7 protein-coding genes are annotated in these 8891 nt (G+C 59.3%); all 7 read right to left on the reverse strand.

Annotated features, from left to right (window positions below; all coding sequences use genetic code 11):
• Positions 1–239 precede the first annotated feature (239 nt).
• Complete coding sequence (locus tag ACT4OC_RS26460; RefSeq protein WP_444841996.1) at positions 240–716, reverse strand: methyltransferase family protein; 477 nt, start codon at positions 714–716, stop codon at positions 240–242.
• 192 nt (positions 717–908) lie between these two features.
• Positions 909–1043 carry a hypothetical protein gene (locus tag ACT4OC_RS26465; RefSeq protein ID WP_444841997.1) on the reverse strand — a complete coding sequence of 45 codons (135 nt, stop codon included), beginning with the start codon at positions 1041–1043 and terminating at the stop codon, positions 909–911.
• 201 nt (positions 1044–1244) lie between these two features.
• The gene (locus tag ACT4OC_RS26470; RefSeq protein ID WP_444841998.1) at positions 1245–1697 is read right to left on the reverse strand and encodes a hypothetical protein; all 453 of its coding nucleotides are present in this window, start codon (positions 1695–1697) and stop codon (positions 1245–1247) included.
• A gap of 629 nt (positions 1698–2326) precedes the next feature.
• Entirely contained in the window at positions 2327–3712 is a 1386-nt protein-coding gene (locus tag ACT4OC_RS26475; protein ID WP_444841999.1) for a hypothetical protein, read from the reverse strand.
• Positions 3713–3943: 231 nt separating this feature from the next.
• Complete coding sequence (locus ACT4OC_RS26480) at positions 3944–4984, reverse strand: DUF262 domain-containing protein (RefSeq protein ID WP_444842000.1); 1041 nt, start codon at positions 4982–4984, stop codon at positions 3944–3946.
• A complete protein-coding gene (locus tag ACT4OC_RS26485) occupies positions 4984–5595 on the reverse strand; it encodes a hypothetical protein (RefSeq protein WP_444842001.1) in 612 nt (203 codons plus the stop codon). The genes ACT4OC_RS26480 and ACT4OC_RS26485 overlap by 1 nt, the downstream gene beginning before the upstream one ends.
• Positions 5596–5748: 153 nt before the next feature.
• The coding region (locus ACT4OC_RS26490; RefSeq protein WP_444842002.1) for a vitamin B12-dependent ribonucleotide reductase at positions 5749–8891 on the reverse strand (3143 nt) is incomplete at its 5' end.

The following is an 8891-nucleotide window of genomic DNA, read 5'->3' on the forward strand; positions in this document are numbered from 1 at the left end:
GCAGTAGAAATCCATTCGCAGTCCGACGCCATAGCGCCGAAAATATTCTGTTGCCGTCATTGCGCAAGCAGTGCAGAGAATGAACTTTCTACGAGTTGACAGGCCTTCCGAATACTTGCCCAGCCTCCCTTGCGAAACCCATCATCTTCGCACGCGTGCAATTGATAGGTATCGCTTCCGCCTTCGCTCGGGGCGACTACGGCGGACGTGGTCGCTCCACCCATCCTGCTCATTCCCCGCTAAATCCATCGCCGCACGCGCCGGGCATAATCCAGATAGGTCGCTCCGAAGCGAGCCTCCAGATGCCTTTCCTCCCGCTCGATGGCGAGCTTCTGCACGGCGAATGCGGCGAGGAGCGCGAGCAGCAGGAACCACGCAATGCCGAAGGCCAGTCCAATCCCCAGCACAAGCATGATGCCGGCGAGGTAGAGCGGATTGCGCGTGAACGCGAAGGGGCCGCCGGTGACGAGGTGATCCGTGCCGCGATCCGGCCGCACGGTCGTTCCCGCGCGGCGCATGGCGCGTATGGCCAAAATGTTCAGGGCGACGAACGCCGCGATCATCAGCCAGCCGAGCACAACGAGGATGCCTGACAGCGGCTGGGCGAACCATGGCAGTGGATAGAACACATGCAACAGGACGCTGACGCCGATCGCCGTCACATAGACGATGGGCGGCCAGGGCAGACGGTTCGGCCGCTCCGTTACATCGCTCATGGCATCCCTCCCGCAATGTCCGGCTGCCACATGGTCCCGTCTTTCGACATGAAGACGGCCGCTCAAGCTTACGCCCGACGGCGACGCGCGGAAAGGAGGAGGTCCGGGCGCGTTGGCGAACGCGTATTGCGCCGACGAAAGGAGCGGCGGATTGCGCATTCCCTGGTCCGCCCTGCGAGCCCTATGGCCTGCTCATTTGTCCGGGTCCGGACGCTTGCTGGCTTGCTCGGCCGGCGGGAAGATATGCTCGTAGATGACGCGGGCCTCGCGAATGAGGCGGGCCCGTTCCAGCTCTGATTTGGGAACAAATCGCACGACTTCGCCCATCGGAGGCTCCGGATATTCAAGAGAATACGCGAGCACTGCGAAGCGAATATCGTGCCAGGCCCGACCGATTCGCCATCCGTGAAAATGCGGCCTCGCGCGCGGGCTTCGATCGAAATTACTGTGACAGTGCACAAATTGCTTTCGCTTCGAGTTAAGTACACTGTCACCGTGATAGGTCCGGACGCGGGGAGAGAGGCCGGCCTACTTCGGGTCTCCCGGCGCCCGCGTGTATCGCGGCGGGAATGCTTCACCGCCCAGCGGTTTCACAAACTCAAACCCGCCATTCTCGACGGCAAACATGCAGCCGACGTAACCCTTGGAGACTTGGCCGAACAGCCCTGTTGTTATCGATGGGGCTCCGATGATCAACCGCTTCTTTTCCCAGACCCATTTCGCAAGCGGGTGGCTGAACGAGCCCTCGGAAAACGGACCGACGATCTTGGTGCTGCCGAGCCGGGGAGCGAGATAGGCCGTACATTGCTTGACCAACTGAGGCGGAATGGGTCGCTTCGGAGAATTGGCGCTGGTTTGCGGACCGGGATTCTTCTGCGAACCGGAGGTCTTCGCCGGGGCTGGCGCTTGAGAAAACGCGGGAGTCAACAAACCACCGACCACTGCCGCCGAAACGGCGGCACCGAAAAGTTTCTTGCGCACGCAATGTCCTGTCGAAATAGAGGATCGATTTGAGAGCAACCATAGATCGATTGGCCGCGCCGATGTCAAGGCACCGGCCAATCGTCATCGGGCTCATCTGGAATTCGCTGGGGCGCGTGTTCGATGCGCGGGGGTATGATCTCTGCCTGTGGGGCACCGACCGGAGACGCGGAGGTGCACGAATTGCTCTCGCTCCGAGTTGAGTGCACTGTCACCGTAACTCCATCCCTCCCGCAATGTCCGGCTGCCACATGGTCCCGTCTTTCGACATGAAGACGGCCGCTCAAGCTTACGCCCGGCTGCGCCTTGCGGAAAGGACGTCCGAGATGGGTCGCCGGCAATGCTCGGACGGCGTCCGGCGCGGTCGTGCCGTTGCACGGGCACATCGCCAGAGGCGGTAGATTACGCAGCGAGTAGGGCGCAATAGAATAGCCAACGGGTCGCGCGAACGCGCGCCCGATGACAGGCTCCGCGTATTGCGCCGACGAGGGGAGCGGCGGATGACGCTGCCGCCCTCCGCCCTGCGAGCCGGGCTGTTACGGTGACAGTGCACGAATTACCTTCGAGTTAAGTGCACTGTCACCGTAATCCCAAAAGTCGGATCATGCGCGCTGCCCATTGCGCTGTCGCTAGATCGGTCGGCGCCCCATTCTGCTAGGCCAGCGAGTAGGAGGCGCAACAGTAAAGACGCTACTTTCGCGCGGAGTGATAGGTCGCGTCCAGTCGCAGAGTAGTTGTAAGTGTTTGCGAAAGGATGCGCGCTGGTTGCGAATTTCGTACCGCCAGTCCCGATAGAAGAAACTCTTGTCCCTGAGGCCTTCCAGTGGGTTGTTAGCAACGTCATCTGGCGTGATCATTCGGAACCCCGGCGGTATGCACCAATTCTGGTTCCAATCAGAAAATTCAAAGAAATAAGCAGCGTGCTCGAAACGAGCCAGGACCCTGTCCCGTGCAACTTCCGTCATTTCTTCGTCCCGCTCGACGGTGTCGCACAGCGTTGCCAAGTATGGAATCGCAGAGCCTTCAAATGTTTGCCGCCACACACGCGGCCAATCTAGGACGAGCCCTCCAAATATACCCTTTCCTGGATCGCTCATTGGAGGCGAAATGTCCTGCACCAGATGAAGAGGGATTGGGACCGCGCCCGGTTCTGGCGGACTTATTGGAAGTCCTCGCCAATCGAGCTGTTTGATGGACTCACCGAATACTACTCCGAGCCAATCTAGGCATTGCTCAAGGCTGGACGCTTCCACTAGCGGCTGTCCTACGAATACGGATGTCTTCGCATGAAAGGCGCCTTGGCCGAACGTGATTGCTCCTCGTAGGGGCGCATTTAATCGAAGTGCCACGCAAAAGAGGAGAGCCGCGCGACGGAAGAATTCTTCGACGTAACTTGGATGATAGGGTACGTATAAGACTAAGGAGTCGCTAGCGTGCCCAGCCTCAATAGGCATCCACATTAAGGCGGCCACTTTCGAGCTCCCGGGCGAATAGGCAACGCTCGTCGCCCATTGGCCTTGCTGCGGCTTCACGGCATTCTCGATGAGTTCCAGATACGCCTTATGAATGTTTTCGATCTTTTCCTTCTTGAGTCTATTCTTAAAGCCAAGGATGTCGAAATAGGCAAAGAGATGTGTTTCGACTTTCGATTCCAATGGACGCCGTGGACTAACCCCTGGGGGCGCTGCCATAACAACCGATGTGAGAAAGATACCCGGCTCCTTGACGCGCTGGTAGCCCGGTGGAGCGTCAATCAGATCACCGGCAGGATCGCACCGAGCAACAAGCAAGCAGAATATGTCGGTAGAATATTGCGCGAAGTGAGTGTCAATCAAAGGTTCAACAAACATCTTTACAGAAAAAACGTCGTCAGTTTGGCACCGATTCCATAGCGCGGTGCACGCCTCGATATATTGAGGCTCCGACATGCCGCGTTTCTTAGGCACGTCTGCCGCTACGTGAGCGCGGACCGATTCACGAAAACGTTTTTTGGCTGCGCGCTCGTGCCGCTTCATTTCTGAATCCATCCAACGAGAATCTGGCAATAGAATCCTTATCGGGCATTTCGCTCGTCTCTGCGACTTCCACGATCGGTTCGAATGTCGCACTTTGCACTTTCGACCAGCTCCACCGAAGATTTCTAGGCTTCACACCGTAGTGAGAAAAACACTCCTTCTTGGTCCACTTTTTGCTCAATCTCCCGTCCTGCCTGGTGGAATGCCTTGCGCTAACCCCTCTGGCGACGCTCAGGACACAATTGGCTCCACGATCTTGGCCAGCTCCGCCCGTCGCGTTCTTCTGCGAGCTAAATCTGACGCAGCGCGTTCGACAGCCGCACTGTATTCCTTGATCGATTTCGTTACGCCGGAGGTGGCGTTAGCATCCCGGAGACACGCATCCACATCTCCAGCAAATTTCATTAGCCCCTTCTGGAGCCGTTGGCGCCTGTTGTCGGTGAGCGGAAATTTCTGATGGTGCTCCGCCATAAGCAAGAAGAGAGTATAGAAGTCAGACTTCTTGCGCCATCTGGTTTTGTTGATCGATGGAAATGCTTGCGTGATCTCAAGGAGTGTACTCGTCAGCGCCTTCTCCATTCGCCTCCGATCCGGAAATTCATTCTCGTACGCCTCGTACCACTTATCGAGACTTTCCTTCTTGTTCTGCAGGCCGTGCAAGAATGCGACCGCGAGTTCGCTGACGTATTCTATGTCAATCATTCTGCGTACGTCGTTGGGAGTGAAAAGGCCAATTTCAGCCCAAGCTTCGTTATCTGAAATCTTCTCGACCGATTCGATGAATTCACCCCAATAAGTTGCGTGCCGAAGTTCTTGCTTATTTAGTGCGACAACATGCCGGTTGAGGCGACTGAAAATGGCTCGAAGTTCTTCTTCTGGAAGCTCGGGGAGAATCCGGACGATGAAGTTATAGTTGTATATCTTTTTTCGCTCGTCCTCACTCAAGTCATCGAATGTCATGTCTGCCCACGTAGGGCTATCCTTTGCGGAGAGCGTGTACTCTCCGCGTATGAACTCGAGGCAAGCGCGGACGCGTTGCTGTCCATCGACAACGACGTAAACGTCGTTTCCATGAGCGTCCGTGTACTCTTGCATGTACAGTTCGGGGATGGGGTATCCATGCAGAATTGTATCAATCAAGTAAGACTTTTGCTTTTCGGTCCAAACCGGATTTCTCTGAAATGGTGGCCGCAATTGCAATTCTTCCGCTTGGTACCGCTTGTTAAGCCACGCGATGTTGTGCGTCGTCGACGACGAAAGGTTCTTTTCCATCAGCTTGCCATTAAGGTTGCCACAAGTGCTTCAAGGCCGTTCATGTGATAAGATCGTAGAGCATCGTAGTCCCGATACAGTCTGATCTTGATTTCGCGTTCCTCAGTGGGGCGTTCACCGGCCATGGCTGCGACGGCCTCGGTCCATGGCCTTACGAAGGGAAGATAATGGAGCACCTTATCGGTAGCGATCGTACCCCAGTAGATATAGTTGGTGCGGTGCTCTTTGATCGCCTCGCGATCTTTGTTGTTTCTTACATCGGGGAGCTTGAGCGTTCGCAACGCTCGCCATGCGACCGCAAAATGGTGCTCGGAAACTACAGCAACGTCGATGTCAGATGTCTCCGAAAATGGCCGGAAGTCCTTGTAGGGATTCAGACTAAATCCAATCCCGCCGCTCCCGATAATGGTTACATTAAGCGGGTCGACTTCAATTAGCTTGGCCAGCTTGCGTTTCCAGGTCCTGTAAAGCTCCCAATCATTGTCAAAGACATGCGGGATGCGGTCCATCAGGTGTGTCGATGCTGCCGCTTCGATGCCGTTCTTTAGAATTGAGGCCTTAAATTCGTCCAAGCTGACACTGGGAGATTTCGACGCTACTACTTCCGCCATAGCCTTGCACCGACTTAGGCCCAATATCTGTGGCCTCATACTCTATCAATCTAAGCGTGTTGCAAGCCCCAGGAAGCAAAAAAAGGGCGGCCTTTCGACCGCCCTTCTTTCGTGGATGCCCGGGTCAAGCCCGGGCAAGACGCGTGGTGAACCTCACGAACACCCCGTCGTGCTGCCGCACGTATCGCACTTCATGCAGGTGCCGTTCCGCACCAGGGTGAAATTCCCGCACTCCGAGCACATCTCGCCTTCGTAGCCCTTGGCCTTGGCTTCGGCGCGGCGTTCGGCCTTGGAGGGGGCAAGCGTGCTTGCTGCGCTGCCGGCCTTGCTCCATTGCAGCCGCTCCGTCGGCGAGAGGTCGTGATTGACTTCCTGCTTTAGCGCAACGGCGCCTTCGACCGCATCGCCGGCGCGGGAGGTGGCGCCGTGGGAGGCGAGCGCGGTGACGCGGCCGCCGGTATCGCCGTCGCTGCTCGGCATCGAGCCGCCGCGCATCACCACGAGGTTGTCGGTGCGCGAGCGGGTCAGGCCCTTGGACAGGTACTTCGTGGCCTGCTGTCCGCCGGCTTCCGGCTCCTTGCCTTCCTCGACGCCCTTGCCGAGCGCGTCGAATCCGCTCTCGTTGGGATCGACATGGGCGAGGTCGAAGCGGCTCATGTAGCTCACGGCGAGCTCGCGGAAGACGTAGTCGAGGATCGAGGTCGCGTACTTGATGCTGTCGTTGCCCTGCACGGGACCTGCCGGCTCGAAGCGGGTGAAGGTGAAGGCGTCGACATATTCCTCCAGCGGCACGCCGTATTGCAGGCCGAGCGAGACGGCAATCGCGAAGTTGTTGATGAAGGAGCGCAGTGCGGCGCCTTCCTTGTGCATGTCGATGAAGATCTCGCCGATCCGGCCGTCGTCATATTCGCCGGTGCGCAAGTAGACCTTGTGGCCGCCGACCACGGCCTTTTGCGTATAGCCCTTGCGGCGGTCGGGCATGCGCTCGCGCTCGCGCATCACGACGATGCGCTCGACCAGCTTCTCGACCACCTTCTCCGAGATCTGCGCTGTTCGAGCGGCCATCGGCTTCTCGTAGAGAAGCTCCACCGCATCGTCCTCGTCCTCGTCGTCGCTGATGAGCTGCGAGTTGAGGGGTTGGCTCAGCTTCGAGCCGTCGCGGTAGAGCGCGTTGGCCTTCAGCGCCAGCTTCCAGGACAAGAGGTACGCGGATTTGCAGTCCTCGACGGTAGCGTCCATCGGCATGTTGATGGTCTTGCTGATCGCACCCGAAATGAAGGGCTGCGAGGCCGCCATCATGCGGATGTGGCTCTCGACCGACAGATAGCGCTTGCCGATCTTGCCGCAGGGATTGGCGCAGTCGAACACCGGATAGTGCTCCGCCTTCAGATGCGGGGCGCCTTCGACGGTCATCGCGCCGCAGATGTGCACGTTGGCCGCCTCGATCTCGCGCCTGGTGAAGCCGAGCGCGGCGAGCAGGTCAAAGCCGGGGGCTGATATCGCCTCGGGGCCGATGCCGAGCTGGTCGCGGATGAAGTCCTCGCCGAAGGTCCACTTGTTGAAGGCGAACTTGATGTCGAAGGCGGTGGGGAGCGCCTTTTCGACTTTTGCAATGGCTTCGTCGGTGAAGCCCTTGGCCTTCAAGGTCGAGGCGTTGATGGCCGGCGCGTTCGACAGCGAGCCGAGGCCGACGGCGTAAGCCTCGATCTCGGCAATCTCGCTTTCGCGATAGCCGAGCGCGCGCAGCGCTGCGGGCACCGCCTGGTTGATGATCTTGAAGTAGCCGCCGCCGGCGAGCTTCTTGAACTTGACCAGCGCAAAGTCAGGCTCGATGCCGGTGGTGTCGCAATCCATCACGAGGCCGATCGTGCCTGTCGGCGCGACGACGGTGGTCTGGGCATTGCGATAGCCTGAGGCCTCGCCGAGCGCCAGCGCCGCATCCCACGCTGCGGTGGCGTGCGTAACGATGTCGGCTTGCGGGCAGGAGGCGTGATCGAGCGGCACTGGATTGACCGCGAGCGCCTCGTAGCCGGCGGAGTGGCCGTGCGCGGCGCGGCGGTGGTTGCGGATCACGCGCAGCATGTGCGCGGCGTTCTTCTTGTAGCCGGGGAAGGTGCCGAGCTCGGCGGCCATTTCCGCTGAGGTCTTGTAGGAAATGCCGGTCATCACGGCCGTGAGCGCGCCGCAGAGCGCGCGGCCTTCCTTTGAGTCATAGGGCAGGCCCATGGTCATCAGGAGGCCGCCGATATTGGCGAAGCCGAGGCCGAGCGTGCGGAACTCGTAGGAGAGCTCGGCGATCGCCTTGGACGGGAACTGCGCCATCATCACGCTGATTTCCAGCACGATGGTCCAGAGCCGGCAGAGGTGCTCATAGGACTCGATGTCGAAGCGCTTGGTGGTCGTGTTGTAGAACGTCAGCAGGTTGGCGGAGGCGAGGTTGCACGCGGTGTCGTCCAGGAACATGTATTCCGAGCACGGATTGGACGCGCGGATGTCGCCGGACGCCTTGCAGGTGTGCCAGTCGTTCATGGTGGTGTTGAAGTGCAGGCCCGGATCGGCCGAGGCCCAGGCGGCGTAGCCGATCTTCTCCCAGAGGTCGCGCGCCTTCAGCGTCTTGGTGATCTTCTTGGTGGTGCGGCCAATCAGGTTCCAGTCGCCGTCGGTCTCGACGGCGCGGAGGAAATCGTCCTTCAGCGAGACCGAGTTGTTGGAGTTCTGGCCGGAGACGGTGAGGTAGGCTTCCGAATCCCAGTCGGTGTCGTAGACGTCGAAGGAGATGTCCTTGTAGCCTTGCTTCGCGAACTGGATCACCCGCTTGATGTAGTTGTCGGGCACGAGGCTGCGGCGCGCCAGCTTGATCTCGCGGCGCAGCGCCGGGTTCTTCTCGGGATCGAAGCAGTCGTCGCCACTGCCTTCGCAGTTGACACAGGCCTTCATCACGGCCTTCAGATGCTTCTGGTTGATCTTGGAGCCGGTGACCAGCGCGGCGACCTTCTGCTCCTCCTTCACCTTCCACTCGATATAGGTCTCGATGTCGGGGTGATCGATATCGACCACGACCATCTTGGCGGCGCGGCGGGTGGTGCCGCCGCTCTTGATGGCGCCGGCGGCGCGGTCGCCGATCTGGAGGAAGGACATCAGGCCGCTCGAGCGGCCGCCGCCGGACAGGCGCTCGCCTTCGCCGCGCAGGCTCGAGAAGTTGGAGCCGGTGCCGGAGCCGTATTTGAACAGGCGCGCCTCGCGCACCCAGAGGTCCATGATGCCGCCCTCGTTGACGAGGTCGTCATTGACGCCCT

It is taken from the genome of Bradyrhizobium sp. (assembly GCF_052389815.1).
Lineage (GTDB): Bacteria > Pseudomonadota > Alphaproteobacteria > Rhizobiales > Xanthobacteraceae > Bradyrhizobium.